The sequence below is a fragment of the Sphingomonas sp. LR55 genome, assembly GCF_036856015.1.
Taxonomy (GTDB): Bacteria; Pseudomonadota; Alphaproteobacteria; order Sphingomonadales; family Sphingomonadaceae; genus Sphingomonas.
Map to the genome: position 1 here is coordinate 265,974 of NZ_JASPFO010000001.1, position 24,604 is coordinate 290,577.

At 65.5% G+C, this 24,604-nt stretch carries 25 protein-coding genes, 1 tRNA gene and 4 pseudogenes; 14 read left to right on the top strand and 16 right to left on the bottom strand.

Annotated elements, in window-relative coordinates:
• Nucleotides 1–12: 12 nt before the first annotated feature.
• Nucleotides 13–1,308, bottom strand: a pseudogene (gene aroA, locus QP181_RS01305) (3-phosphoshikimate 1-carboxyvinyltransferase); the annotation flags it as partial.
• A 122-nt stretch (nucleotides 1,309–1,430) separates the two neighbouring features.
• Here aroA and QP181_RS01310 point away from each other — a divergent pair.
• Both QP181_RS01310 and QP181_RS01315 read left to right on the top strand, forming a co-directional pair.
• Complete coding sequence (locus tag QP181_RS01310) at nucleotides 1,431–1,757, top strand: TIGR02300 family protein (RefSeq protein ID WP_031395784.1); 327 nt, start codon at nucleotides 1,431–1,433, stop codon at nucleotides 1,755–1,757.
• A gap of 82 nt (nucleotides 1,758–1,839) precedes the next feature.
• A tRNA-Ala gene (locus QP181_RS01315) sits at nucleotides 1,840–1,915 on the top strand.
• A 146-nt stretch (nucleotides 1,916–2,061) separates the two neighbouring features.
• Here QP181_RS01315 and QP181_RS01320 read toward each other — a convergent pair.
• The 4 genes from QP181_RS01320 to QP181_RS01335 form a co-directional block, all read right to left on the bottom strand.
• The gene (locus tag QP181_RS01320) at nucleotides 2,062–2,766 is read right to left on the bottom strand and encodes an autotransporter domain-containing protein (protein ID WP_333927317.1); all 705 of its coding nucleotides are present in this window, start codon (nucleotides 2,764–2,766) and stop codon (nucleotides 2,062–2,064) included.
• Nucleotides 2,767–3,056: 290 nt separating this feature from the next.
• A complete protein-coding gene (locus QP181_RS01325; RefSeq protein WP_333927318.1) occupies nucleotides 3,057–3,851 on the bottom strand; it encodes a hypothetical protein in 795 nt (264 codons plus the stop codon).
• Between the two features lie 107 nt (nucleotides 3,852–3,958).
• Entirely contained in the window at nucleotides 3,959–4,957 is a 999-nt protein-coding gene (locus QP181_RS01330; RefSeq protein ID WP_333927319.1) for an inorganic phosphate transporter, read from the bottom strand.
• 165 nt (nucleotides 4,958–5,122) lie between these two features.
• The gene (locus tag QP181_RS01335) at nucleotides 5,123–6,241 is read right to left on the bottom strand and encodes a DUF47 family protein (protein WP_333929524.1); all 1,119 of its coding nucleotides are present in this window, start codon (nucleotides 6,239–6,241) and stop codon (nucleotides 5,123–5,125) included.
• 195 nt (nucleotides 6,242–6,436) lie between these two features.
• Here QP181_RS01335 and QP181_RS01340 point away from each other — a divergent pair, with 195 nt between their 5' ends.
• On the top strand, nucleotides 6,437–6,601 hold the full coding sequence (locus QP181_RS01340) for a hypothetical protein (RefSeq protein ID WP_333927320.1): 165 nt from the start codon (nucleotides 6,437–6,439) through the stop codon (nucleotides 6,599–6,601).
• Nucleotides 6,602–6,702: 101 nt separating this feature from the next.
• Here QP181_RS01340 and QP181_RS01345 read toward each other — a convergent pair.
• A pseudogene (locus tag QP181_RS01345) lies at nucleotides 6,703–8,027 on the bottom strand (MFS transporter).
• A 114-nt stretch (nucleotides 8,028–8,141) separates the two neighbouring features.
• On the opposite strand from QP181_RS01345, the gene pgsA reads away from it, so the two are divergent.
• The 3 genes from pgsA to QP181_RS01360 are packed head-to-tail and all read left to right on the top strand — an operon-like array spanning nucleotide 8,142 to nucleotide 9,399.
• Nucleotides 8,142–8,693 carry a CDP-diacylglycerol--glycerol-3-phosphate 3-phosphatidyltransferase gene (pgsA, locus tag QP181_RS01350; protein WP_132738970.1) on the top strand — a complete coding sequence of 184 codons (552 nt, stop codon included), beginning with the start codon at nucleotides 8,142–8,144 and terminating at the stop codon, nucleotides 8,691–8,693.
• Between the two features lie 2 nt (nucleotides 8,694–8,695).
• Entirely contained in the window at nucleotides 8,696–8,953 is a 258-nt protein-coding gene (gene moaD / locus QP181_RS01355; protein ID WP_132738967.1) for a molybdopterin converting factor subunit 1, read from the top strand.
• Nucleotides 8,950–9,399: a molybdenum cofactor biosynthesis protein MoaE gene (locus QP181_RS01360; RefSeq protein ID WP_333927321.1), complete on the top strand. Its 450-nt coding sequence runs from the start codon at nucleotides 8,950–8,952 to the stop codon at nucleotides 9,397–9,399. Before moaD ends, QP181_RS01360 begins: the two co-directional genes overlap by 4 nt.
• 110 nt (nucleotides 9,400–9,509) lie before the next feature.
• Here the strand turns inward: QP181_RS01360 and QP181_RS01365 are convergent, their stop codons facing one another.
• From QP181_RS01365 to QP181_RS01375, 3 genes are all read right to left on the bottom strand, one after another.
• Entirely contained in the window at nucleotides 9,510–10,148 is a 639-nt protein-coding gene (locus QP181_RS01365; protein ID WP_333927322.1) for a fasciclin domain-containing protein, read from the bottom strand.
• 137 nt (nucleotides 10,149–10,285) lie between these two features.
• The gene (locus QP181_RS01370) at nucleotides 10,286–10,909 is read right to left on the bottom strand and encodes a fasciclin domain-containing protein (RefSeq protein ID WP_333927323.1); all 624 of its coding nucleotides are present in this window, start codon (nucleotides 10,907–10,909) and stop codon (nucleotides 10,286–10,288) included.
• 90 nt (nucleotides 10,910–10,999) lie between these two features.
• Complete coding sequence (locus tag QP181_RS01375; RefSeq protein WP_333927324.1) at nucleotides 11,000–11,902, bottom strand: hydrogen peroxide-inducible genes activator; 903 nt, start codon at nucleotides 11,900–11,902, stop codon at nucleotides 11,000–11,002.
• 145 nt (nucleotides 11,903–12,047) lie between these two features.
• Between QP181_RS01375 and QP181_RS01380 the strand changes: the two genes are divergently transcribed.
• Together QP181_RS01380 and ahpD are read left to right on the top strand one after the other, a co-directional pair.
• On the top strand, nucleotides 12,048–12,593 hold the full coding sequence (locus tag QP181_RS01380; RefSeq protein ID WP_130324348.1) for a peroxiredoxin: 546 nt from the start codon (nucleotides 12,048–12,050) through the stop codon (nucleotides 12,591–12,593).
• A gap of 126 nt (nucleotides 12,594–12,719) precedes the next feature.
• Nucleotides 12,720–13,238 carry an alkylhydroperoxidase, AhpD family gene (gene ahpD, locus QP181_RS01385; protein ID WP_333921886.1) on the top strand — a complete coding sequence of 173 codons (519 nt, stop codon included), beginning with the start codon at nucleotides 12,720–12,722 and terminating at the stop codon, nucleotides 13,236–13,238.
• A gap of 116 nt (nucleotides 13,239–13,354) precedes the next feature.
• On the opposite strand, the gene QP181_RS01390 is transcribed toward ahpD, so the two are convergent.
• Nucleotides 13,355–14,122, bottom strand: a complete 768-nt coding sequence (locus QP181_RS01390) for a sulfite exporter TauE/SafE family protein (protein ID WP_443027504.1) — start codon at nucleotides 14,120–14,122, stop codon at nucleotides 13,355–13,357.
• A 175-nt stretch (nucleotides 14,123–14,297) separates the two neighbouring features.
• Here QP181_RS01390 and epsC point away from each other — a divergent pair.
• Both epsC and QP181_RS01400 read left to right on the top strand, forming a co-directional pair.
• Nucleotides 14,298–14,989, top strand: a pseudogene (gene epsC / locus QP181_RS01395) (serine O-acetyltransferase EpsC).
• Between the two features lie 13 nt (nucleotides 14,990–15,002).
• Nucleotides 15,003–15,341 (top strand): DUF2794 domain-containing protein, encoded by a 339-nt coding sequence (locus tag QP181_RS01400; RefSeq protein ID WP_132738950.1) that lies wholly within the window; start codon nucleotides 15,003–15,005, stop codon nucleotides 15,339–15,341.
• A gap of 144 nt (nucleotides 15,342–15,485) precedes the next feature.
• On the opposite strand, the gene QP181_RS01405 is transcribed toward QP181_RS01400, so the two are convergent.
• Both QP181_RS01405 and QP181_RS01410 read right to left on the bottom strand, forming a co-directional pair.
• Entirely contained in the window at nucleotides 15,486–16,613 is a 1,128-nt protein-coding gene (locus QP181_RS01405) for a TonB-dependent receptor domain-containing protein (RefSeq protein WP_333927326.1), read from the bottom strand.
• A 1,264-nt stretch (nucleotides 16,614–17,877) separates the two neighbouring features.
• Nucleotides 17,878–18,156, bottom strand: a pseudogene (locus tag QP181_RS01410) (TonB-dependent receptor plug domain-containing protein); the annotation flags it as partial.
• Between QP181_RS01410 and QP181_RS01415 the strand changes: the two are divergent.
• Complete coding sequence (locus QP181_RS01415; RefSeq protein ID WP_333929686.1) at nucleotides 18,074–18,253, top strand: hypothetical protein; 180 nt, start codon at nucleotides 18,074–18,076, stop codon at nucleotides 18,251–18,253. The pseudogene QP181_RS01410 and the gene QP181_RS01415 sit on opposite strands and share 83 nt — an antisense overlap.
• Before the next feature lie 310 nt (nucleotides 18,254–18,563).
• Here QP181_RS01415 and pncB read toward each other — a convergent pair whose 3' ends face one another.
• Nucleotides 18,564–19,868 carry a nicotinate phosphoribosyltransferase gene (gene pncB, locus QP181_RS01420; protein WP_333927327.1) on the bottom strand — a complete coding sequence of 435 codons (1,305 nt, stop codon included), beginning with the start codon at nucleotides 19,866–19,868 and terminating at the stop codon, nucleotides 18,564–18,566.
• An 84-nt stretch (nucleotides 19,869–19,952) separates the two neighbouring features.
• Between pncB and QP181_RS01425 the strand changes: the two genes are divergently transcribed.
• The 3 genes from QP181_RS01425 (at nucleotide 19,953) to QP181_RS01435 (ending at nucleotide 21,521) form a co-directional block, all read left to right on the top strand.
• Complete coding sequence (locus QP181_RS01425) at nucleotides 19,953–20,465, top strand: hypothetical protein (protein ID WP_333927328.1); 513 nt, start codon at nucleotides 19,953–19,955, stop codon at nucleotides 20,463–20,465.
• Between the two features lie 252 nt (nucleotides 20,466–20,717).
• Entirely contained in the window at nucleotides 20,718–20,894 is a 177-nt protein-coding gene (locus QP181_RS01430; RefSeq protein WP_333927329.1) for a hypothetical protein, read from the top strand.
• Between the two features lie 54 nt (nucleotides 20,895–20,948).
• Nucleotides 20,949–21,521, top strand: a complete 573-nt coding sequence (locus QP181_RS01435; protein WP_333927330.1) for a Spy/CpxP family protein refolding chaperone — start codon at nucleotides 20,949–20,951, stop codon at nucleotides 21,519–21,521.
• A gap of 39 nt (nucleotides 21,522–21,560) precedes the next feature.
• Here QP181_RS01435 and QP181_RS19850 read toward each other — a convergent pair whose 3' ends face one another.
• Genes QP181_RS19850 through QP181_RS01450 form a run of 3 tightly spaced genes read right to left on the bottom strand, consistent with a single transcriptional unit; the run spans nucleotide 21,561 to nucleotide 24,477 of the window.
• A complete protein-coding gene (locus tag QP181_RS19850) occupies nucleotides 21,561–22,307 on the bottom strand; it encodes an EF-hand domain-containing protein (RefSeq protein WP_443027505.1) in 747 nt (248 codons plus the stop codon).
• 18 nt (nucleotides 22,308–22,325) lie between these two features.
• Nucleotides 22,326–23,675 (bottom strand): sensor histidine kinase, encoded by a 1,350-nt coding sequence (locus tag QP181_RS01445; protein ID WP_333927332.1) that lies wholly within the window; start codon nucleotides 23,673–23,675, stop codon nucleotides 22,326–22,328.
• A gap of 55 nt (nucleotides 23,676–23,730) precedes the next feature.
• A complete protein-coding gene (locus tag QP181_RS01450; protein WP_207901247.1) occupies nucleotides 23,731–24,477 on the bottom strand; it encodes a response regulator in 747 nt (248 codons plus the stop codon).
• Nucleotides 24,478–24,604 lie beyond the last annotated feature (127 nt).

The window sequence follows — 24,604 nt, forward strand, 5'->3', positions numbered from 1 at the left end:
AATTCCCCGGCCGGTCAGCGCATCGAGCGACCGGAAGAACACGGGATAGCTCGTCGCCACCGGCGATACATCGTCAATCGTGACGGGCTCGCGGGCACCAAGTCCAGCCACCACCATGCTCATTGCGATGCGGTGGTCGAGTTTCGAGGCGATCCGAGCGCCACCGCGAATCGCCGCGCCGCCCGACCCGGTGATCGCCATGCCGTCTTCGAACTCCTCGCAAGGAACCCCGCACGCTTCGAGCGCAATCCGCATCGTCGTGATCCGGTCCGATTCCTTCACGCGCAATTCATGCGCGCCGCGCGCAATCGTCGTGCCCGTCGCGAACGCCGCCGCCACGAACAGCACCGGATATTCGTCGATCATGCTCGGCGCGAGATCGGCCGGCACCTCGATCGCGGTCAGCGGAGCATGCCGCACGCGCAGATCCGCGACCGGCTCGCCGCCGACGGTCCGCGGGTCGAGCTCGGTAATATCCGCGCCCATCATCCGCAAAGCCGTGACGATCCCGATCCGCGTCGGGTTCAGTCCGACGTTGCGCACGACGATATCCGACCCCGGCACGATCGACGCAGCCACCAGCCAGAACGCCGACGACGACGGATCGCCCGGTACGACGATATCCTGCGGCTTCAACTCCGCTTCGCCGGTGATCGAGATGATCCGCCCGGCCTCGGTTTCCTCGACGGTCAGCTTCGCGCCAAACCCGGTCAGCATCCGCTCGCTATGATCGCGCGTCGCGACGGGCTCGATGACCCGCGTGATCCCCGGAGTGTTGAGCCCCGCCAGCAAAATCGCCGACTTCACCTGCGCCGAAGCGACCGGCAGCGTATATTCGATCGGCACCGCCGGGCACATCCCGCGCACCATCAACGGCAGCCGTCCGCCCGGGGAGGACGTGATGTCCGCCCCCATCTGCGACAGCGGCTCGATCACGCGCCCCATCGGTCGCCCCGACAGCGATGCGTCGCCGGTAAAGGTGCAGGTGATCGGATGGCTCGACACGAGGCCCATCAGCAACCGCGTCGACGTTCCCGAATTGCCCATCTCCAGCGCGGTCTCGGGCTGGAGCAATCCGCCGACCCCGACGCCGTCCACAGTCCATATACCATCTTCGCCCCGCTCGATCGTCGCACCCATCGCGCGCATCGCGGCGGCGGTGGCGAGCACGTCCTCGCCCTCCAGCAGACCCTCGATCCGGCTGGTGCCGACCGCGAGGCTCGCGAACATCAGCGCGCGATGGCTGATAGACTTGTCGCCGGGGACCGCGATCGAACCGGTCAGAGGACCGCGCGCGACGACGTCCATCGAAGTGGGGAGGGGTGTGCCATGGGGCCGGGCTTTTGACAGTGGCCTTGCGCTATGGCAAGGCGCGCCCACTTTGCGAGGGTATCCCCCCGCAATCCATTCATCCGAAAGGTTCTATCGGCATGATCAAGCCGGAATGGGGCACGAAGCGTTCGTGCCCGAAATGCGCGACGCGTTTCTACGACCTCGAAAAAGCCGACCCCGTGACCTGCATCGAATGCGGGTATGCGTGGGAGCCCGAGCCTATCCTGAAGTCGAAGCAGCCGCTGCCGTTCGAAGTCGCCAAGCCCGATACCAAGAAGCCCGACGCGGATCTCGAGGGTGACGAGGAAGAAGACATCGCCTCGATCACCGGCGAGGACGAAGAGCCGTCGGCGGACGACGAAGTCGATCTCGGCGGCGACGACGACCTCGGCGTCGAGACGCCGCAGGACGAGCACGAGCGTTAAATACAATAAATTTGGCAGGCGGCATTTACGCCGCTTGCCAACCCGGGCGGGTCCGGTTAGTGACCCGCCTCCCAACGGGAATGGGGCCGTAGCTCAGCTGGGAGAGCGTTCGCATGGCATGCGAAAGGTCAGGGGTTCGATCCCCCTCGGCTCCACCATTTCCGTTGATGACCGGTCGATTGGACCGTTGTCCCAGATAGCGCGATCAGGTCTGACGGAAACGTCGTTGGCCTGTTGCCTCAGCCCGCCTCGAACGGTGTTCGGGACGCGGCGCCTCCACATCCCGAACACCGTCGCCACGCAGCTAGAACGCGGCGGATAGCCCTGCGAACGCCGAGACGCTGTCGCGGTCGTCGCGCAACGCGTAGCCGGCGACACCCGCGCGGAGCGACAACTGCCCCGCGACATTGCCGTCCACACCCATCGCGTAGCTCATGTAACTGCGATCGGCACGTTCCACCGTGCTCGTGAAGCTGATCGGAGCACCGGTCGGGGTCAGCGTCAGTGTCCGCGGATCGTCGTCGAACTCGCGCTCGTAGCCGGCGCGGGCGAAGAATCGCACGGGTTCGCCCGGGACGGTTCGGACCACCGCGCCGAACCGGCCGGTCAGGCTTTTCACCTCCTGCTTGCCGAATGCCGCCGCGGTCGAGAACCCGCCGGTCTCGACATAGCCGGCGATCCGGACCCGGTCGTATTGCGCCGCGAGGTCGGGGCCGAACGCCACGCTGCCGAGCGTGATCAGATCGAACGCGGCGGTGACGCGGCCGGCGACATAGGTGCCGTCGGTTTCGCCCTCGTGCGAGCGGATCGCCGGGCCGAGCTCGACGGTGCGGCGAATGTGGCGATAGTCGATCTCGCCGTACGTCCCGTCCGCGAGCAGGCGAACCGGGCCGAGTTCGCCGCGCGCGTAGCCGCTGACCGACCACGCGCGGTTTGTAGGTGCCGGCGCCGGCCTTGAAGTCGCCGGTGCCATCCGAATAGCCGCCAGCCACGCCGACTCCCGACGCATCGCCGATCGCGAGGTCGGCACCCGCGGTACCGCTAAAACCGCGTTCGGTGATGCCGACGCGCTGGGCGGAGGTGCCGCTCGCATAATAATGATAGCCCGCACTGCCGAACAGCGAGAGCGCATGGCCGCTACGCTGCGCGCCGCCGCGCTCGGCGCCTTCGAACAGGTCGCGCTGGCCGCGGAACATCGCCTGCGCCGCATAACCGAGCCCGGCGATCTGGTCGGGGGCCTGGACGAGGCTGGCCACTGCCTGCCCCTGGATGCGCTGCGTCTTGCCCGACGGGTGGACGCTATCGGCCAAGATATAGGTCTCGTTGGCGTTGGGCGAGACGAGCGTCGCGCGCGTGCAGGCGAGCGACGACGGCACGGTACAGGCGACGCCGGTGATGTTGGTGTAGCCATAGGTCGCTGGACTCGCGACGAGTTCGCCGAACAGCCGGTCGGTATCGAAATACAGCGCGTTGACGTTCGCCGCCGCCAAAGCCGCGGCATAGGTCCGGTTGAACAGCTGGAGTCCCGCGGCGCCGCCGGTCTGGACCGCGAGCGTGACGATCCGCGTGGCGCCCGCCGTCTGGAGCCGGCTGACCTGCGCGGCAAGCTGGGTAGCTGCCGTCGTCAGGATCGCGGTGTTGGTGCTGCCCGCCGCCTGGAACGCGAAATAGTCGTTCCCGCCGCCCTGGATGTAGACGAGATCGCGCGGACCGAACGTGCCGCCAGCGGCGAGGAAGTTGCTGATCTGGGTCGTGACCGGGATGGAAAATCCATTGGCCGCCGTCACGCGCGCCGCCGACGGCGTAATTGGTCCCGCCCTTGCCGTAGACCGGATCGAGCGGAAGGCCGAGTCGCGCTGCGAGGACCTCGGGCGAGACCGGGTCGGGATTGGTCGTGAAGCTGCCCGCGTCGCGTGGCAGGCTTGGATCGAGCGCCAGGTAATAGCCGCCGTCGGCGAGGCTGTCGCCGAACACTATCATGCGGTTATAGGTCTCGCTCGCCGCGACGCTGGTCGGGCTGGCGGTCTGTGCCTGTCCCGGAGTCGCGAAACTCAGCGCAGTCCCGACCAGCAACGCCGTATAGGTCGTCTTCATGATGTCCTCTCCCTGGCGGCGAGGGATCATTGTCCTTCGCTCTACCGGGAGTGTCGGAGCCGGTTACGGCTGCGTCAATAGACTGTCGCTTAGGGGTGGCGGGCGGTTCAGACGAACAGCCCGACCAGCAGATAGGTGCCTCCACCGATCAACCCGGCTGCTGGTAGCGTCAGCGTCCAGGCGACGACGATGTTGCTCGCGACATTCCAGCGCACCGCAGACAGGCGCCGGGCGGCGCCGACGCCGACGATCGAGCCGGTGATGGTGTGAGTCGACGAGACCGGGATGCCCCAGAAGGTCGCGGCGAACAGCGTGATCGCGCCGCCGGTCTCCGCGCAGAAGCCCTGCGCCGGGGTCAGGCGCGTGATCTTGGAGCCCATCGTGTGGACGATCCGCCAGCCGCCCGACAGCGTGCCGAGCGCCATCGCCGCCTGGCAGGACAGCACGACCCAGAGCGGCACGTGGAATTCGCCGCCGAGCAGGCCTTGCGAATAGAGCAGCACGGCGATGATCCCCATCGTCTTCTGCGCGTCGTTGCCGCCGTGTCCGAGCGAGTAGAGCGCGGCCGAGATAAGCTGGAGTTTCCGGAAGCGCTTATCCACACCCAGCGGGGTGAGCTTCAGGCTGGTCCACGCGACCGCGAGCACGAGCACCAGCGCGAGCATCAGGCCGATTGCAGGCGACGCGAAGATCGCGACGACGGTCTTGATCACGCCGCTCCAGACGATCGCGCCGAAGCCGATCTTGGCGATGCCTGCGCCGAGCAGGCCGCCGATCAGCGCGTGGCTGCTGCTCGACGGGATGCCGAGCACCCACGTAATGACGTTCCACGCGATCGCGCCGATCAGCGCGGCGAAGATCACCTGCGCATCGATCACGTGCGCCTGGACGATCCCGGTACCCACGGTCTGCGCGACGTGGAGGCCGAACACCGCGAACGCGATGAAGTTGAAGAACGCGGCCCAGAGGACGGCGTATTGCGGCTTCAGGACGCGCGTCGAGACGACCGTGGCGATCGAGTTAGCCGCGTCGTGCAGGCCGTTCAGGAAGTCGAACAGCAGCGCTATGCCGATGAGGCCGATGAGGAGCGGGAGCGAGAGGATCATGCGACCGCCGCCCTATCCGCTACTATTCCACCCGCCCGGCGAAGGCCGGGGTCCAATTGGGAAGGCTTTAGTAACGGCGCGCCATCCTTCGTTATAGCCGTCCCCCAATTGGGCCCCGGCCTTCGCCGGGGAGCTCCGCGGCAGGTCTTGGACTCAAACGACACTTCAAGCATGGTCGATGACCAGCCCCTGGATCTCGTTCGCCACATCCTCGAAGCGGTCGACGATCTTTTCCAGGCTGCTGTAGATCTCGCGGTTGATGATGAAGGTCATCGGGTCCGCGCTGATCTTCGACGCCTGGAACAACGCACGCAGGCCGGTGTCGTGGATATCGTCGGCATGCCCCTCGATCTGGATCAGCCGCGCTGTCAGGTCGTGCAACCGGCCTGCGTTGGTGCCGAGCGAACGGAGCAGCGGGATCGCCTCTGCCGTAATCCGTGCGGCCTCGACGATGATCCCCGCCATGTCGCGCATCTGGGGTGAGAACTCGGTGACTTCGTACAGCGCGATCGCGTTGGCGGTGCCGTTCATCTGGTCGATCGCGTCGTCCATCACGCCGATGAGGTCGGTGATCGCGCTGCGGTCGAACGGCGTCACGAACACCCGGCGGACGTCCTGGAGAACCTCCCGCGTGATATCGTCGGCCTCGTGCTCGCGCTTGACGATCTCGGCGATCTGACCCTCGATCGAGCCCTCGCCGTGGAGCAGCCGTGCGAGCGCATCGGCGCCGGCGACCAGGGTCGCGGCATGCGCGTCGAACAGTTCGAAGAACCGTCCCTGCTTCGGCATCAGCGACTGGAACCAGCCCAGCATCGGAATTCTCCTTTTCGCACTCTTGCGCACGACGGGTAAGATACGTTGCGCGAACGACGCCGGGATCGGCGGTTCGCGGAAAGCAGCGATCAGCGCCTTCAGGCCGGGCTCATTGACAGCCTCCGCGGCGCGATCAAGCGTAAACCAGCGGGTCTCGCGCTGATGACGCTCGGGCCAGTCGTTGACCTGCTCGACGAACGCGAGCGGAAACACGGTGACGATCATGTCGCGGTAGCGGCCGGTGCGGCGGCGTTTGCGGTAGCTGAACTCGCCGACCGCGGTGGGGCAGGGGATGCCACGGATGCCGGCTTCCTCATACGCTTCCTGCGCCGCCGCCTCGTGGCTGGCGAGCCCGGCGATCGGATTGCCCTTGGGGATCACCCAGCGCCCGGTATCGCGTGAGGTGATCAGCATCACGCGCGCGTGGCCGTCGGCGTCGATCACATAGGGAAGTGCCGCAATCTGCTGGATAATTCGGGTCCTTGTGGGCGCGGAGTCGCGGCGCATGGCGGCAGCTTATACGGCGCGATAGGGCAAGGACAGGGGGCTGCTGCGTGCGGCTCGACGCGCTTCCGGCGGCGCAATTCCGTCCCATTCCCGGACGGCTCGGGTTTAACCATTTTTGCGACTGGTCGAATTGGTAAACGCCGCGTTAACGTTTGCATCATGACCAGACGCCTAGTCCTCACCAACGAAGCTGCCCGCCATCCGCTGCGCCGGTCTTTGCCGCCGCCGGTCGTCGCGGCTGCGAAGAACGACGATCACGACGTGAAGCTGTTTTTCCTGAGCTTCGCGGCGTTCTTCACGTGCTTCTACAGCTTCATTTTTTGACAACATGCCGTTCGCCCTGAGCGAAGTCGAAAAGCACGTCCCAGGTGAAGGTGCTTCGACTTCGCTCAGCACGAACGGATGCCGGTGGGCCGGTGAGCGAGCTACCCCCTCAACGTCGGCAAGCACCCGACGGCATCGTTGTCACACGCGCGGTGCAGCTTCTGCGCCAGCCAAGCCGAGACCAGGCACATCGCCGCGACCAGGAACAGCATGTCCTCCGGCGTCACGCCCATCGCGGTAATGCCGATCACCAGAATCGAACCGATCGTCATCGCGCCCGAATTGACGACATTGTTCGCCGCGACGGTCCGCGCAGTCTGATCCTTCTCGACGGTCGTCGTGAGGAACGCATAGAGCGGCACGACGAACATCCCGCCGGTGATCGCAATCGCCAGCAGCGTGGCGAGCACGGGGATCGCGCCCGGCTGATGAATGAAGCCGGCCCAGTCGTAATATTGCCCCGCCGGTGCAGGCGTCCAGTTCCGCGCCAGGAACGAGAACAACACGACGAAGCCGCCCATCGCGATCACCGATGCCGGCGAGAACTTCGCCGAGATCCGCCCTCGCAGCATCGAGTTGATCACGACCGACCCGATCGCGACTCCGACCGAGAACACCGCAATGACGAAGCTAGCGACCCGCTCGTCGGCGGTCAGCACGTTCTTCACCAGGGGCGGGAAGACGATGATGAGTACCGCGCCGATCGTCCAGAAGAAGCTGATCGCGATGATCGCGAGAAACAGCCGCGGGATGTGCAGCGTCGCGCTGATCAGTCGCCACGACGCCGTGAACGGGTTGTAGTCGAGCTTCAGCGGCGGACCTTCGCGGGGTGCGGGGGCACCTGTCGGCCGGCGAACCAGCCGACCAGCGCGACGATCAACACGCTGGCGGCGGCGCCCTCGATCGGGATCCAGCCCGCGGTCACCGTGCCGAGCAGGATCGCAAGATACGTTCCCGCCTCGACCAGCCCGGTGCCGCCGAGCACGTCGCACGGTTTCAGATGCTGCGGCAGGATCGCGTATTTGATCGGCCCGAAGAACGTCGAGTGCACGCCGAGGCACAGTACCGCGCCGAGCATCAGCCCGATTCCCAGCGACGGATGTCCGAAGCGCGCCACCATAAGCCCGGTCGCGCCCAGGATCATGATGCCGATCTCGACCGTCTTCACGATCCGGATGATCCGCGCCTTGTCGTGACTGTCCGCCAACTGCCCGGCGAGCGCGGACAGCAGGAAGAACGGCAGGATGCCAAGTCCCGTCGCCAACGCGTTGAAGTTCGCCTCCATCTTAGGGTCGTTGAAGACCGCATAGGTGGCGAACAGGACCATCGAAGTCTTGAACAGGTTGTCGTTGAACGCGCCGAGAAACTGCGTGGTGAACAGGGGCAGGAAGCGACGTTGCTTCAGCAACCCGAGGGCATTGAGCATGCGAGAAATCGCCCAGATCGTTGCGAAAATACGCCAAACCCTTAGCCCAGCGCCATGCTCACGCCAACGCTTAAACCGGTTTCGCCGCGCGACCGACCGGTATAGGGGTGGTGGGTGCTGAGCTTGCCTAACCTCCTGACATTGTCGCGGATCGTCGCGGTGCCCCTGCTGGTCTGGTTCCTGTGGTGGCCCGACTGGGAGGCGGGGTACGGCATCGCCTTCGTGCTGTATTGCCTGATGGGCATCACCGATTATTTCGATGGTTACCTCGCGCGGTCGAGCGGTGCGGTGTCGCGGCTGGGGATCTTCCTCGATCCGATCGCCGACAAGATCATGGTTGCCGCGGTGATCCTGATCCTGGTCGGCACGCGCGATATTGCCGGCATCCATGTGATCGCCGCACTGGTCATCCTGCTGCGCGAGATCGCGGTGTCGGGGCTGCGCGAGTTCCTGGCGCAGGTGCAGGTCTCCGTTCCCGTGTCGCAGCTCGCCAAGTGGAAGACGACGCTGCAGCTCGTGTCGCTGGGCGGCATCATCCTTGGTGGCGCGGTGCCTGATATGATCTGGGTCCATACCGTCGGCATCGTCGCGCTGTGGGGCGCGGCCGTCCTTACGTTGCTGACCGGGTGGGATTATCTCCGCGTCGGCTTGAAGCACATGGACTGAAAATGACGGTACGGATGGTGTATTTCGCCTGGGTGCGCGAGCGCATCGGCACGGGCGAAGAGTCGGTCGAGCCGCCTGCGAGCGTAGTGACGGTGGCCGATCTGGTCGACTGGCTGGCGGAAACGAGCGAGGCACACGCGGGCGCGTTCGAGAACCGCTCGCGGTTGCGCGCAGCGATCGATCAGGACTTCGTCTCGCTCGATACGCCGATCGGTCGGGCGCAGGAGATTGCGATCTTCCCACCGGTGACCGGCGGATGATCCATATTTCGGTCCAGCAGTCGTCGATCGATATCGCGGCTGAAATGACGCGCGCCGAGGCGGCAGGGGCCGGCGCGGTGGCGACGTTCACCGGCCTCGTACGTGCTGACGATGGCGTCGGTACGCTCGAACTCGAACATTATCCCGGTGCGACCGAAGCGGCGTTGCTGAAGGTTGCCGAGGGCGCGATCGAACGCTGGCAGCTAAGCGGCGCGATCATCGTGCACCGGGTCGGGCCGATGCATCCGGGGGAGCGCATCGTGTTCGTCGCGGCGACGGCGGCGCATCGCGGCGCGGCGCTGGAGGCCTGTGCGTATTTGATCGATCGGCTAAAGACCGATGCGCCGTTCTGGAAGCGCGAGACCCGTGGTGCAACGGCTAGCTGGGTCGAAGCTCGCGATGGCGATCATGCCGCTGCTGTTCGGTGGGATAAGCCGAAGGCCTAAACCAAAGGTTGTTCTCTCGCGAAGGCGGGAGCCCAGGCTGGGTCACCGCCTTCGCGGGGAAACAAGATACGGGCCACGACCTTTTTGTGAAGGTCGCGGCCCGCAATCTTTTAGCCGAGCTTCGGAACGCTCATGCCGTTGGTCAGGTGGACGACGCCGTTCGTCTCCTTGATGTCGGCCGTATCGACATACGCCTTGATCCCGGCGGTGTCGGTCAGCTCGATGTTGCCGTTCGGCCCGAGCGAGGCGATCAGCGGTTGCCCGGCGAGCGTCGTCAGCGTGGCCTTGCCACCACCGGCGGTGATCTGCGCCTTGAGCTGGTCCGACGTGATCGCACCGGCAACGACGTGATACTTGATGATCGTCGCGAGCGTCGGTGCCGACTCAGGCTTCAACAGCGTGTCGAGCGCGCCAGCGGGCAGACGGGTGAACGCCTCGTCGCTCGGGGCGAACACGGTGAACGGGCCGGGGCCTTCGAGCGTCGTCTGCAACTTTGCCGCGGTCACCAGCTTGGTCAGCGTCGCGCGGTTCGGCAACGTCGGCAGCGCAGCGGCAATCGTAGTCGTCGGCGCGGCCGTCGGTGCAGCCGAAGCCGCAGTTGCAGGCGCTGCCTGCGGCGTAGCGGTGGTGGCTGGCGCCGTCTGCGCCGGTGCTGCGGGCGCCGCAGGCGTCGTCGTCTGTGCGGTCGCACCGGCGGCGAGGATCATGCTCGATGCGGCGGCAATCAAAAGGTTCGTCTTAACAGTCATATGCGACTCCAAATGTAATTGGTGGGACGATTGGAAACTCGAACGGAAAAAGTAGGTACGCGTCCGGCTCGTCTTCAATGTTTTGGCGGACCAGCCGCGCCATCGATGCGACGAACCGAGCCCGACAATCATGCCGATCAGCTAAGTTTCGGCACGATTACGCCGTTGACGACATGCACGACGCCGTTCGACTGGCGCACGTCTGCGGTCTCGATATAGCTCTTGTTACCGTTGACGTCGGTCAGCGCGATCACCGCACCGACCAGCGTCGCGGTGATCGGGTCGCCCTCGACGGTGGTCAGCGTCGCCGTACCGCCGCCGGCCGCGATGCGCTGGCGAAGATCATCGGCGGTGATCGCCCCCGGCACGACATGATAGGTCAGGACCTTGGTCAGCGAGGCCTTGTTCTCCGGCTTCAGCAACGTATCGACCATGCCCGGTGCGAGCCGGCCGAACGCGTCGTTGGTCGGCGCGAACACCGTGAACGGCCCGGGACCCGAGAGCGTGCCGACCAGATCCGCGGCCTTAACCGCGGCGACCAGCGTCGACAGGTTCGGTGCGGCCGACGCGTTGTCGACGATCGTCCGCGTGGCCATCATCGGCACGCCGCCGACGGTCGGATTGGCGACCGCAGGCGGGCCGTTCGGCACCGACAGCGCGGGATTGGTCGACGGACTGGCCACGTCGTCCTTCGATTTGCCACTGCACGCCGCGAGCGCCAGTGCACTCGTCATCAGCAGTAGCGGAAGCGTCTTCGACATCATCGGGTCTCCAGCGGGAACTCGCGAAACATACGATCGAACGCCGAGTTGGTTGCGCATCCGTGCCAATCTCACGGTGAGCCGAGCCGCTTACTGAACGTCGGCCAGCGCCTTTGCCATCAATCGAAAGTCCTTTTCCCGCGGGCTCGCCCGCCGCCAGACCAAGGCGATTTTCCGCACCGCGTTGATCTCGTCGAGCGGCCTGGCCGTAATGTTGGTGTTGTCGAGGATGCCGGCCTTCAGCGCCATCTCGGGCAGCATCGTGATGCCAAGCCCGTTGTCGACCATCTGCACGATCGTGTGCAGCGACGTGCCCAGCATCGTCGCCTCCGCGCGCAATTCCGGCCGGTTGCATGCCCCGAGCGCGTGATCCTTCAGGCAATGCCCGTCCTCAAGCAGCAGCAACCGCGTCTCGTCGATCGCCGACGCCGGGATCGCGGGCAGCGCGGTCTGCTCCTCGCCCGACGGATAGGCGACGAACAGACGATCCTCGAACAGCGTCTCGGACGTCACTTCGCCGCACGCGTAGGGAAGCGCGAGCAGCACGCAGTCGGTCCGGCCATTGTGCAACCCCTCGCACGCCGGACCACTAGGCTCCTCGCGCAGGAACAGCTTGAGGTCGGGATAGTCCTTCCGCAACCGCGGCAGGATCCTCGGCAGCATGAACGGCGCGATCGTCGGGATGACGCTCATCCGCATGTCGCCCGACAGCGGTTGGCCGGCGGCGCGCGCCATGTCGCCCAGCTCCTCCGCCTCGCGCAGCACGCGCCGCGCCTTGTCGGCGATACCGTCGCCTAGCGGCGTGAACCGCACGACTCGCCGCGTCCGCTCGACCAGCACCACGCCGATCAGCGTTTCGAGCTCGCGCAGGCCCGCCGACAGCGTCGATTGCGTGACGAAACACGCCTCCGCGGCGCGCCCGAAATGGCCGTGGTCCTTCAGCGCAACCAGATATTGCAACTGTTTCAACGTGGGTAGGTAGGTCGCAGCCATTAATCGCCTCTATCGATCATCAGATGATAAATAGAGCGTTGGATCGATTACACCAGCCCCCTATACCGCAATGCACAACAACCGAGCGGGCCAACCGCCGCCCTTGAGGATGCCTGGAGCCAATTATTTCCAGGAGGCTTCCATCATGTTGACCATCGGCGACCAGTTCCCATCGATGACCATTCCCGTCCAGCAGGGCACCGCCGCGCTGCCCGCCGGCGAGACGCTCGACCTGACGACGGCATATCCCGGCAAGTGGAAGGTGCTGTTCTACTGGCCGAAGGATTTCACCTTCGTCTGCCCGACCGAGATCGTCGGCTACAGCGACATCCGCAGCGATTTCGAAGACCGTGACGCCGTGCTGATCGGCGCGTCGACCGACACCGCGCACGTCCACCTCGCCTGGCGCAAGTCGGACGCGGACCTGGCCGCCGCGGACTTCCCGTGGCTCGCGGATAACGGCGCGAAGCTCGCCGACGCGCTCGGCATCGTCGACAAGAACGAGCATGTCGCGTTCCGTGCGACCTTCATCATCGATCCCGACAACGTCATCCAGGCGGTCCAGGTCAACGGCCTGAACGTCGGCCGCAACCCCGCCGAGACGCTTCGCGTGCTCGACGCGCTGCAGACCGACGAGCTCTGCCCGTGCAACTGGAACAAGGGCGACGACGTCCTCCAGCTCGCTGCGTAACTGAAACTCCCCTCCCGCTTGCGGGAGGGGTTGGGGGAGGGCGTGTCCACACGGACCGCCCTCTCTTTTGTCTCCAGTCCCTCCCCGACCCCTCCCGCAAGCGGAAGGGGAGCAGAAGGAAGTATCATGTCACTCAAGGAATTCGCGGGCACGCTGCCCGATTACGCCAAGGACATCCGCCTCAACGTCGGTTCGCTCCTGAACGAGACTCACCTCACCGACCAGCGCAAATACGGCCTGCTGCTGACTTGCGCGCACGGCTCGGGCTACAAGCCGCTGGTCGAGGCCGCCGAAGCCGAATGCGCGCCGAAACTCTCGCCCGAGGCGGCCAATGCAGCGCGTGCAGCGGCAGCGGTGATGGCGATGAACAACGTCTATTACCGCTTCACGCACCTCGCCGGGAACCAGGAATATCGCAACATGCCGGCCAAGCTGCGCATGAACGTGATCGGCCAGCCCGGCATCGACAAGGTCGACTTCGAGCTGTTCAGCCTAGCCGTGTCGGCGATGAACGGCTGCGGCATGTGCATCGACAGCCACGAGCAGATTCTGAAGAAGGCCGGCGTGACCGCCGAGGCGATCCAGACGTCGGTACGGATCGGCGCGGTGATGGCGGCAGTCGCGACGATCCACGCGACGCTCTGACTTCTGTTCCCCTCCCGCTTGCGGGAGGGGTTAGGGAGGGGCTTCTATTCCAACCGCGCCGGCGTATTGAGGCCAGCCCCTCCCCGACCCCTCCCGCGAGCGGGAGGGGAGTTGGGTCAGTGCCAGATCGCGCGGTAGAGCCCGAACAAGCTCGTGATCGTCAGAATCACCCCCACCAGCACCATCAGCGTCTTAGCCGGCACGCGCTTCGCCAGCATCGCCCCGAACGGCGCCGCCAGCACGCCCCCGATCAGCAACCCCACCGTCGCCTGCGTGAACGCCGCCCAGCCAAGCTGCGTGATGAACGTCGCCGAGATCGTCGCGGTCAGGAAGAACTCGGCCGTATTCACCGTACCGATCGTGGTCCGCGGCGATGCGCCCTGCACCAGCAGGTTCGACGTCACCACCGGCCCCCAGCCGCCACCGCCCGCCGCGTCGAGGAACCCGCCGACCAGCCCGAGCGGCTCGACGATCTTCGGCTCCTTCTGCTTGGGCGGATAGCGCAAGCCCCGGTACAGCAGGTACACGCCGATCGACGTCAGATACGCGAGGATGAAGGGTTTCGCCGTGCTCGCATCGATGTTCGACAGCACGTACGCGCCCAGCACCCCGCCGATTACGCCCGGGATCATCAACCGGAGGAACAGTTTCCAGTTCACGTTCTTGTGCAGCACGTGGCTGATACCCGACACCGCGGTGGTGAACGTCTCGACGGTATGCACCCCCGCCGACGCCGCGGCGGGTGGCACGCCGACCCACAGCAGCAGCGTGTTCGATATCACCCCGAACGCCATCCCCAGCGCCCCGTCGACGATCTGCGCGGCGAACCCGACCAGGATGAAGGGCAGGAGCGTCTCGAAACTCAAGGTCGTCAGGTCGAACATCGGCATCCCCTCAATATGGCGCCTAAACTGCACAGCGCGGGCTTATCCCACAACAAAGATAGGCTTTACCCCGATCCCGGCAGTCCGATGTGGCGGCCTGAGGCGGCCCTTGCGCCCGGTTCTGGAAATCGGCGGTTCGATACCCTAGATACTGAAATCCTGAAGGGGACTGCGGATGTCGAGCGGATTACTGGCCTATCTGGATCTCGATCCGCGCCCGCGATCCCGCCCCGCATTCGCGCGCCGAAATCATGCTGTATCCCGGCGTCTGGGCGCTCGGCTATCACCGCATCGCGCACCGCCTGTACAAGGCGAAACTCTATTTCCTCGCGCGCTGCGTCAATCACTGGTCGCGCTTCACGACCGCGATCGACATTCACCCAGGCGCGACGATCGGCCGCAATTTCTTCATCGACCACGGCTTCGTCGTGATCGGCGAGACCGCGGAGATCGGCGACGACGTGACGATCTACCAGTGCGTCACGCTCGGCGGCACCAGCCCCGATAACGGCGTCCAGGGCAAGCGCCACCCGACCATCTCCGACGGTGCGATCATCGGTTCGGGCGCGCAGGTGCTGGGCCCGATCACGCTCGGCAAGCGCTCGCGCGTCGGCGCCAACGCGGTCGTCACGCGTGACGTGCCGGCAGGCACGACGGTGGTCGGAATCCCCGCGCGCGACGACGATCGAGGGCGGCAACGCGCCCGAAGTGCCCCGCTTCGTGCCCTACGGTACGCCGTGCAGCGAGATGTTCGATCCGGCGACGCAGAAGATGGAGATCATGCGCTGCGAGCTCGAGACGATGCGCAAGCGGCTCGACGCGTTGCTTGCCGATGGTCTTCCCGAGGATCGACGCGACCGCGCATGATGGTGGATAATTGATGGGCGTCGTACCCTTCCCGATACCGTCCAAGGCGACGCAGGTCGGCTTCGAACGCCTCGAACTCAACCGGATCCTCGATCTCTACGGCCGGATGGTCGCAGCGGGCCACTGGCGCGACTACGCAATCGATCTCGGCAAGGACGCCGCCGTATTCGCCGCCTTCCGTCGTGCCGCGGAACGCCCCGAGTTCCGGATCGAGAAACGCCCGTCGTTGCGCAACAAACAGGGCATGTGGGCCCTGATCGGCGAGGGCGGCGCGGTAGTGAAGCGCGGCCATGAGCTTGGCCCGGTGCTGGCCCCGGTAGAGCGCCGCTTCATGAAACTCGTCGAGGACTGAGTTCCCGTCATCCTGACGAAAGTCAGGATCCGGAGTTACAAAGGACGTCGCGCGTTACTCTGAATCTGATTTTCATCAGGATGACGGGAGACGGTCCGCCCGCCATCAGCGGACCGCCTTCCCCACTAGATCACGCCCGCGGGATCAAAGCCCCCACGACAGACGGATATACCCGAACTGCCCCGGCACGTCGTATGTGGTTGGATCATAGTTCGGCCCGGTGCAGCTGAAGCAGGCCGGCGGGTCCTGGTTGAACACGTTGTTGACGCCGATCGTCAGGCCCAACCGGTTCTCCAGCCAGCCCGGCGCCAACGTTAGCTGGACGTCGCCGTAGAAGGTGCTGTCGAGCTTTTTACCATCGGCTTCCTTCACGCTGTTGATGTAGCGCCCGGTGAACGACGCGCGCGCCGCGCCGATATCCCAGTCGACCACCGCATTGCCCTTGAACTTCGGGTAGGACTGGTCGGGGAAGCCGCGCGTCGTGCCGCGGTAGTCGGTGGTGGTGAAGCCCGTCGCCGCCGGGAACGTCTCGGTGTATTTCAACAGGATATTGCCGTTGAGCGACAGCCCGAACGTCCCTGCCGAGGTGCGTGGCGAGCGATAGATCGCGGTCACGTCGACACCGCGCGTGCGGATCCCGCCGATATTCTGCAACTGCGCGTTGATCCGCGAGATCAGCCCGTTCGAGGTCCGGGTGATCGCCGCGCAGCTCAGCGCATCGCCGGTTTCCGCACACCGGCTCAGCGTTAGCTGTGCCGCGACCGGTGCGATCGCGTCGCTCACCTTGATGTCGTAGTAATTGCCCTCGAGGCTCAGCTGGCTGGCAAAGCCGCTGCTCCTGGCCCAGTTCGGCGCATAGACGCCGCCGAACAGCCAGGTCCGCGAGGTTTCCGGCTTCAACGCGCTGTTGCCGCCGGTCAGCACGCCGAGCTGGCCGCCATTGGGCTCCTGGTAACTCCCGTTCGCGGGTACGCCGTTCGCGGTGCAGTTCGCCCGCACCGTGGCCGAGCTCTGATACGGCGACCCGGCGACGTTGGTGCAGGGATCGTCGATCGGCGCATCCGACCGCGATTCCGCCCCGAACAATTCGCCGATGCTCGGGGCGCGGAACCCTTGCGCATAGGAGGCGCGGAACAGCAGGTCGCTGACCGGCTTCCACAGGCCGCTGCCGGTATAGGTCGTGTTGCTGCCGCTGGTCGAATAGTTCGAATGCCGCACCGCACCGCCGACTTCGAGCGAATGGATCAACGGCGTGTCGTGGATCAGCGGCACGCGCAGCTCGGCATAGACCTCGTCCGAGTTGAAATGACCGCGCGGGCTGCGCCGGAATGTCCGCGCCGAGCCCTGCGGTGATCAGCGGGTCGGGCGTGAAGCTGCCATATTGGACGCGGTGCTCATACCCCGCGGCGATACCGACCGGGCCGGCGGGCAGGTCGAACAGGTCGCCCGAGATATTGGCGGTATAATCCTCCAGGCTCTGCGAACTGCGTGCGCGCTCGTCGAACGCGATATAGGCGAGCATCGCCGGCGTCACCGAGCCGGCGCCGCCGAAGATGTTGAACGGGACGCATGCGCCGGTGCAATTCGCGACCGGGCCGAGCGCCTGTTGCAGCAGCGCCGCATTGATGTTGCCGGTGAACAGTTGCTTGGCATCGTTGAAGCCGAGCACAGCGTTGGCATCCCAGTAGAATTTACGGCTGCCGACCATGAACGAGCCATCGAGCGTCGCGGTCGCCGACATCGTGTCGACGGTCTGCGTATAGGTGCGCTGCCACGCTTCGACGAGACGACGACGCACCGTCGAGTAATTCGCCGGCGCATTGCCCGCGCCGCCTGCCGACAGCGTATAGCCGAACGGATTATACGGGTTGGTCGCATCGATCGAGATCGTATCGAGCAGATTGCCGTTGCCCGCATCGGGCCCGACGAACAGCGGCAGGAACGCCGCCTGATTCTGCGAATTGCGCCGCGTGTAGTTCATCTTCACGCGCAGGTTCACGCTGTCGGTCAGCTCCTGCTTGGCGCTGACGAAGAAGCCGTAGCGCTCCGACGGCGTCAGGAAATAGTTGAACGGTGCGAAATTGAACCGGTCCGAGGTCGTGAGCAGACGGTAGTCGCTGTTCGCGCCGGTCGGGTTCGCCGCGTCGTAGCGCGGCCGACCGAGGATCGGTGCCGACTTCAACGTCAATGCCGCGCCGGTCAGCTGGACATAGCCGTTCACCGTCGCGCTCGAACAGCCGCCGATCGGATCGGTGCAGCTCGTCTGGCCGGGGTTGGGGAATTGCGAGATCGCGCGGTCGCCGGTGCGCACCGCCTCCTGCTTCACATAGCTGCCGCCGAACACCACGCTCGTCCGCGGCGCCTGGATCCCGTAGCTGACGTTATAGTCCTGCGTATGGCCGTCGCCCTGACGGAACGTACCGAACTGCGCGGAGGCCTTGAGCCCTTTCTGCTGCGACTTGGTGATGATGTTGACGACGCCGGCCAGCGCGTCCGAGCCATAGAGTGGCGACTGGCCCGACTGGAGGATCTCGATCCGCTCGATCGAGCCGACCTGGATCGTGTTGAGATCGACCGTCGAGGGAATCCCGCTCGCCGACGCGCCGTTGACGAAGCGCAGGCCGTCGACCAGCACCAGCGTCCGCTTGGCGGTGAGATAGCGCAGATCGATCTCGGCCGACCCTGCACCCACGCCGCCGCCATCGGGCGGATTGCCGATGTTCCCCGAATTATTGGCCTTCGAATTGAGCCCGCCGGCCGCGCTTGGTAGCCGCTGGAGCACGTCGGCGACCGACGACAGCCCGGTCCGCTGGATCGATTCCGCATCGACCGTGATGACCGGCGAAGGCTGCGACAGCGGATCGCGACGGATGCGCGATCCGGTGACGACGATCTCTTCCCCGCTGGTCTGATCGACGGGGGCGTGGCCTCCGCCGCGGGTGTCGTGACGGTTTGCGCCTGGACCGGCGCCCCCGCTAGCATCGTCGCCAGGGCCAAACTACCGACGCTGGCATATTTGCCCGAATGTCTGCCCAGATATCTGAACGTTGTCACTGCACGCATGAACCATCCCCCTGTTCGTGTTTCCGCACCGCATCCGCTCTTATATTTTGTATACGAATGATGGCTCAGGGGCGTAACGAAGCAAGGTAATATCGCCGTGTGTAACAATTTTGTTGCGAAATGTGGCTGGTGTGTTGCGCAGATGCCACGTTTGGCGAGTTAGACGAGCACCGGTGCGCTCGCCCGGTCGGCTTCGCCGAATACGCGCAAATAACGGGCGATTTCGGAGGGTTCGCCGGTCGCCTTGGCGGGATTATCCGACAGCTTCACCGCAGGGCGCCCGTTCGCCTCGATCACCTTGCAGACCAGCGAGATCGGCTCCAGCGCCGCCGCGCCATCGGGATCGCAGCCGCGGAAGTCGTTGGTCAGGTTGGTCCCCCAGCCAAAGCTCATCCGCACACGCCCATGGAAATGGCCATACACCTGCTCGATCGTGTCGATGTCCATCCCGTCGGAAAAGATCAGAAGCTTGGTCTTCGGATCGACGCCCTGTTCCTCCCACCAGCGGATGATCTGCTCGCCACCCGCGATCGGCGGCGCGCTGTCGGGGCGGAACCCGGTCCACTCCGCCAGCCAGTGCGGCGCGTTCCGCAGGAACGCGGTCGTCCCGAACGCATCGGGCAGCGCGATCAGGAGGTTGCCGTTATAATGCTGCCGCCAATGCTCGAGCACGCGGTACGGCGCGTCGGCCAGCTCGGCATCGCTCTCGGCCAGTGCGGCGGTCACCATCGGCAGTTCGTGTGCGTTCGTGCCGATCGCCTCCAGATCCGCATCCATCGCCAGCAGCACGTTCGAGGTGCCGATGAACCGGTCGCCAAGCCCCTCCTTGAGCGCCTCCACGCACCAGCGCTGCCACAGGAAGCCGTGCCGCCGCCGCGTGCCGAAGTCCGACAGGACGAGGTCGGGCAGCTCGCGCAACCGCTCGACCTTCTCCCACAGTTTCGCCTTGGCGCGCGCATAGACGATATCGAGTGCGAACCGGCCGCGATCGCGTAGGGCCGCACGCGATTTCAACTCGTTGATGATCGTCAGTGCAGGGATTTCCCACATAGTCGTGTGCGTCCACGGACCGTCGAAATGCAGCTCGTACTGCCCATCGACCTTCCGCAGGTCGTAGGCGGGCAGCTGGAACTCGCCGAGCCAGGCGAGGAACTCGGGTCCGAACATCTTCTGCTTGCCGTAGAAGCTGTTGCCCGCGAGCCAGATCAGCTCCTTCTTCGCGAACCTGAGCGTTCGGGCGTGATCGAGCTGCGCGCGCAGTTCGGCCTCGTCGACGATCTCCGCCAGCCGCACCGTCTTCGTCCGGTTGATCAGCGCGAAGGTGGCATGCACGTCCGGATAGACCTGCCGGATCATCTGCAACATCAGCAGCTTGTAGAAATCGGTATCGAGCAGGCTGCGCACGATCGGATCGAGCCGGAAATTGTGATTGTACGTCCGGGTGGCGATATCGGTCACGGCCATGCGCGCGGGCTCCTGCGTTGCTTGGGGGTTGCGGGTGTCCGAGATGACGGGAGTGTGTCAAGCAGCGGTCAAAGGAGACGGGCGATGGCGCGGTTCGTGGTCGTGGTGGATACGCAGTGGGATTTCATGGCGGCGGACGGCGCGCTGAGCGTCGCGGGGGCCGAGGGACTGGTGGCGCCGATGCAGGCTTGGCTGTCGGCTTTGAAGCCCGGTGAAACCTTAGGTGTCCTCTTCACCTTCGACACGCATTTCCGCGAAACCTACGCCGCGTCGCCCGAAGCGGCGATGTTCCCGATCCACTGCGTCCGGGGCACGCGCGGGTGGGAGAACATGCTCGATGTTGCACTGGTCGATCCGGCGATCCCGGCATGGCGGATCGAGAAGGGGTGTTCGACATGTGGGCCGAACCGGGGCTCGCGATCGAAGACGCACGCGATGCGAGCCGGACGATTCCCCGCGAAGAGTTCTTCGATCGCCTTGCCGCGCAACGGATCACCGAGGTCACGGTCATCGGCGTCGCTGCGGACTATTGCGTCCGGTGGGCTGTCGAAGGCCTGGTCGATCGCGGTTTTGCGGTACGCGTTCCGGCCGCGTTGACGCGGGGAATCGAGCGCCAGATCGACACGGTCGCAGCGCAAGATTTCGTCGGCAAGCGCCTGGAGATTTCGGCCGAACCAGCCTGACGCCACGCGTTCGTGCGCGCGGCGCAGGCCCCGATCTTGCACGCGCGATCAATTGTCCCGCGTTTCGGATGGTGTCCTCGACCGGCGTAGCGTCGGTGTGTCCTCGAAATACTGCGGACAAGATTGGCGCGCAAAACTGCCTCCGGGGATCTCGGAGGGCAGTTTCATGCAGCACCAGTCAATATCGTCGCCCGAATGCGCGATCGGGCGTCATGCGCCGCGTTCGCGCCACCGGGATGTCCTGAGCGAACCGATCCAGCGATCCGCCTGTCGTCGGTGCGGCGCCACGATCGTCAAGTCGGCGGTCAGCCGACGCTGGGTCATCTCCGGACTGCTCGGCTGAGATGCCCGAATTCATTATCAAAAGGAGAAAGACATGACGCCAAGGATAGTGCCGATGCTTGCACTGCTGATGGGAATGCCGGGTATTGCCAGTGCCCAGATGCAGCGGGCAGGGCCACCAAGGATCGACGTCGTGACGCTGCAACGGCGCGAGGCGGACGACATGGCGCTTCTGCTGCAGCTGCGGGCGGCGCAACGTCCGGCACTCGACGCATTTCTGCAGTCATTCGTACCGCCGTCGGCGATGCCGCGCGGGGAAAAGACGCGTGAGGCGATGCCGTCGGACGGTTTCGAGCAGCATTTGCAACGCATGACGGAGATGACGGCCCAGCGCGCAGCCGATGACACCCGGCGCATCGCCGCGGCGCGAAGCTTCTATGATGGCCTGGATACGAAACAGCGCGCCGCATTCGAGGCGTTGATGCGTCTACGTCACGGCCCCGCGATGATGGGCCCTCCCATGATGGGCCCCTCCATGATGGGACCCCCGATGATGAGGGCCATGCCGGGTGGCCCGATGCGCGATCCCGACGGCGGCCCGTTCCTCGACGGCCCTGCGGGTGGCGGCGTACCGTCGCACGTAGGTTTGTCACAGCAACTGCCAAAGGGCCCGGGCAGCGACCAGTAGGACGATGCTCAACTGACGGACCTCGGCGAACCCTCGCTATCAGGGTTTTTCGGGGTCCCTGTCGCGGTGGGGTTCGACCGGCGCATCGGATCCGTTGCGCCATGTCTCGGCCCCGGCGCGTGGCAATTCCCCGCGCGTTATCGCGCCATCGTGATTGCGGTCCAACGCCGCGAAACGAACCGTCGCGGTGCTCGTGAATTCGCTGACGTCGACCCCGCGGTTGCCATCGCGGTCGGCGGTAATGACCGGCTCGGGAAAGTCGAAGAACCCGAACCGCGCCGCACCCTGGCGTTCTCGGGCCACGGCAGTCTTGCTGGAACCACCATTGCCAAAGCGCATGCCGTCACCGCCGCCTCCGCCCCCGTTTCGACCGCCGCCGTTTCGACCGCCCCCGTTATCGCCACGCCGCCCGCTCCCATCGGCCATGCGGCGGCCGCCGACGACGCGGATTTCAGGGACGAGGACGTTTTCGTAAAATGCGATGTCGTCCGGGTCGATTTCCCCGTCCTTGCCGCGATCGAGCACCGCGAAAAAGCGCATCGCGTCGTGCTGGAACTCCGTCAGCGTAAGGCGTCCGTCACCATCCGCATCCGCTCCAGCGAACCAAAGGGCTTGCGCGGCGCCGGGGCGAAGGATCGTGCGAAACGGCTCGCCCATTGGGCTGACGAACAATTGGCCGCGGCCACGCTCAGGCGGATCGCCGGGGCGCGGGAGGTCGGCGGCACAGCCTGCCAGTGCGCCCGCCAGCCCGATGAGGATTACGCGTCGCATAGGGACTCCTTGCATGTCGCCGGACAAAAACGGTCAGCCTGGTAGCGTGATGCGGGCTCGCAACCCGCCTTCGGGGCGCACATCGAGCGTCGCATCGCCGCCATGCGCACGGGCCACCGCGCGGACGCTGGCGAGACCCAGTCCGATCCCGCCGGTATCGCGGTTGCGCGATTGTTCGGCGCGAAAGAACGGTTCGAACGCACGGATCAGGTCGTCGGGCTGCATGCCGGGGCCGCGGTCCTGCACTTCGATGACCACCGTGTCGCGGTCGCGGTACAGCAGCACCTCGGCATGACCGGCGTATTTGATCGCATTGCCGACCAGGTTGCCGATCAACGCCTTCAGCGAGGGGGCATCGCCTTCGATCGTCAGGGGATCACCGATCTGGAGCACGACGTCGTCGCCGCGGTCCGCGAACTCGTCGGTGACGCTCTCCGCCAGCGATCGCAGATCCAGGCGTTGGCGACGAACATGCCGTGTCATGTCCCGGACGAACGCCATCGCCGCACCGATCCGATGGCTCATCTCCTGAATGTCGTCCTCGGTGGCGATGCGGATGTCCTCCGGCGCCTTTTCGAGCCGCAACGAGAGCCGCATCAACGGTGTTCGCAAGTCGTGCGCGACCGCGGCGATCAGCGTCGTGCGATCCTCGACATAGCGATTGAGCCGTTCCTGCATCACGTTGAAGGCGATTGCCGCCTCGGCAATCTCGGGCGGGCCGATCAGCGTCAACGGTTCCGCGCGCGGATCGCGGCCGAGGCGTTCGACCGCTGCCGTGAATCGGCCGATCGGCTTGACCACGCGTCGGGCGAGCGCCCAGGCGATCGGTGCAACGACTGCCAGCGCGACTAGAAACCACAGGATGATGCGGATTCGCCACGGGCCCATGATCGCGCTGGTCGGGCGGATCACGCGCCATCTGCCACCGCCGACGTCGATCGAAACGACGAACGGACCGAACAGCGCATTCTCCAGCGCGGCGAAATTATGATGCCGACGGGGTCCGATCGGCGGTCCCATCGGTATCGGCGGTCGCAGCGCATCCGCGAACATCGGGCGTCCGGACCGCTCCGCCTCGACGACGACCGCGGTCGCGGGCAGGCCGAGATCGGTGGCGATGATCGCGCCCAGCCGTCGGTCGCGCGGACTGTCGGTCGGGTTGGGCGCGCGGGTCGCAATCTCGGTCTTCAGCAGCTTGGCGGGGTCGACGCCGGTGCGGGCGAACGCTGCGATCCGGGTGGTGGTGAAGATGATCGGCGTCGGCGGCGGCATCAACAGCAGCGTGGCGAAGTTCAGCACCTGGACCAGCAGCACGGTGATCAGCATGAGCGCGAAGATACGCAGGAACAGCGGCCAGGATCGTTGCAGATTACGCGCGGGCACGGCGTCCCTGCCGGTATCGTTGCCGATCGGCTTGGGGGAGCGTCGACGGCTTGGTTCACAGCCGGACCACGCGTGGCACGAAGAAATACCCTTCGTTGCGGATCGTCCGGATGATGTCGTCACCGCGGGAGCGGAGCTTGCGGCGCAGGCGACTGACCTGGACGTCGATCGCGCGGTCGAAGGCATCGGTGTCGGGCCCGCGTGCCGCTTCCAGCAGTGCGTCGCGCGCCAGGACGCGGCGGGGCCGCTCGACAAACGCACGCAGCACCGCAAACTCGCCATCCGTAAGATCGATCAGCGTATTTTCCGCATCGAACAGTTCGTGCGCGGCGAAATCGACGCGCCACCCGAGAAAACCGTAGGAACGCCCCTCGCTGGCGTCCTGGATTTCGCGGGCGCGCAACGCCGCGCGGACCGTCGCGAGGATTTCGCGCGGGCTGCACGGCTTGGTCAGATAGTGGCTGGCGCCGATCTCGAGCCCCAGGATACGGTCGGGCTCCGCGCCCAGTGCGCTCAGCATCACCACCGGCGGCCCGGCCGCACGCGCCAGGCGACGGCAGACCGACAGGCCGTCCTCGCCGGGCATCATCACGTCGAGCAGGATCAGCGATACCGACTGGCGGGCCAGCACGCTGTCCATCTCCTGCGCGCTCGTCGCGGTCTCGACGTTATAGCCATGCATGCCCAGGCTTTGCGCCAGCAGCGTGCGGATCATGTGATCGTCGTCGACCACCAGCAGCGTCGGTTTCGGCACCACGCCGTCAGGGGCCGGGGCGAGCGATTCGGGGGCAGGGTTCGGCATCATGCGACGATCCTAGCGAGCGCGTGTGTTCGCGATATTTCTGCATGCGCCAAAGCGCGTCGTCCCGCATCTTTTCGTTGCAGCAACATAGGTTAGGATAACGCCAGCCCTCCAATGTTTCAAAGCG

Excerpts from the sequence above, each read along its gene's own strand:
- QP181_RS01310 (WP_031395784.1), top strand. The coding sequence starts at position 1,431 with ATGATCAAGCCGGAATGGGGCACGAAGCGTTCGTGCCCGAAATGCGCG.
- QP181_RS01320 (WP_333927317.1), bottom strand. The coding sequence starts at position 2,766 with ATGCGTCGGGAGTCGGCGTGGCTGGCGGCTATTCGGATGGCACCGGCG.
- QP181_RS01325 (WP_333927318.1), bottom strand. The coding sequence starts at position 3,851 with ATGAAGACGACCTATACGGCGTTGCTGGTCGGGACTGCGCTGAGTTTC.
- QP181_RS01330 (WP_333927319.1), bottom strand. The coding sequence starts at position 4,957 with ATGATCCTCTCGCTCCCGCTCCTCATCGGCCTCATCGGCATAGCGCTG.
- QP181_RS01340 (WP_333927320.1), top strand. The coding sequence starts at position 6,437 with ATGACCAGACGCCTAGTCCTCACCAACGAAGCTGCCCGCCATCCGCTG.
- moaD (WP_132738967.1), top strand. The coding sequence starts at position 8,696 with ATGACGGTACGGATGGTGTATTTCGCCTGGGTGCGCGAGCGCATCGGC.
- QP181_RS01360 (WP_333927321.1), top strand. The coding sequence starts at position 8,950 with ATGATCCATATTTCGGTCCAGCAGTCGTCGATCGATATCGCGGCTGAA.
- QP181_RS01365 (WP_333927322.1), bottom strand. The coding sequence starts at position 10,148 with ATGACTGTTAAGACGAACCTTTTGATTGCCGCCGCATCGAGCATGATC.
- QP181_RS01370 (WP_333927323.1), bottom strand. The coding sequence starts at position 10,909 with ATGTCGAAGACGCTTCCGCTACTGCTGATGACGAGTGCACTGGCGCTC.
- QP181_RS01375 (WP_333927324.1), bottom strand. The coding sequence starts at position 11,902 with ATGGCTGCGACCTACCTACCCACGTTGAAACAGTTGCAATATCTGGTT.
- QP181_RS01380 (WP_130324348.1), top strand. The coding sequence starts at position 12,048 with ATGTTGACCATCGGCGACCAGTTCCCATCGATGACCATTCCCGTCCAG.
- ahpD (WP_333921886.1), top strand. The coding sequence starts at position 12,720 with ATGTCACTCAAGGAATTCGCGGGCACGCTGCCCGATTACGCCAAGGAC.
- QP181_RS01390 (WP_443027504.1), bottom strand. The coding sequence starts at position 14,122 with ATGTTCGACCTGACGACCTTGAGTTTCGAGACGCTCCTGCCCTTCATC.
- QP181_RS01400 (WP_132738950.1), top strand. The coding sequence starts at position 15,003 with ATGGGCGTCGTACCCTTCCCGATACCGTCCAAGGCGACGCAGGTCGGC.
- pncB (WP_333927327.1), bottom strand. The coding sequence starts at position 19,868 with ATGGCCGTGACCGATATCGCCACCCGGACGTACAATCACAATTTCCGG.
- QP181_RS01425 (WP_333927328.1), top strand. The coding sequence starts at position 19,953 with ATGGCGCGGTTCGTGGTCGTGGTGGATACGCAGTGGGATTTCATGGCG.
- QP181_RS01430 (WP_333927329.1), top strand. The coding sequence starts at position 20,718 with ATGCAGCACCAGTCAATATCGTCGCCCGAATGCGCGATCGGGCGTCAT.
- QP181_RS01435 (WP_333927330.1), top strand. The coding sequence starts at position 20,949 with ATGCTTGCACTGCTGATGGGAATGCCGGGTATTGCCAGTGCCCAGATG.
- QP181_RS19850 (WP_443027505.1), bottom strand. The coding sequence starts at position 22,307 with ATGCAAGGAGTCCCTATGCGACGCGTAATCCTCATCGGGCTGGCGGGC.
- QP181_RS01450 (WP_207901247.1), bottom strand. The coding sequence starts at position 24,477 with ATGCCGAACCCTGCCCCCGAATCGCTCGCCCCGGCCCCTGACGGCGTG.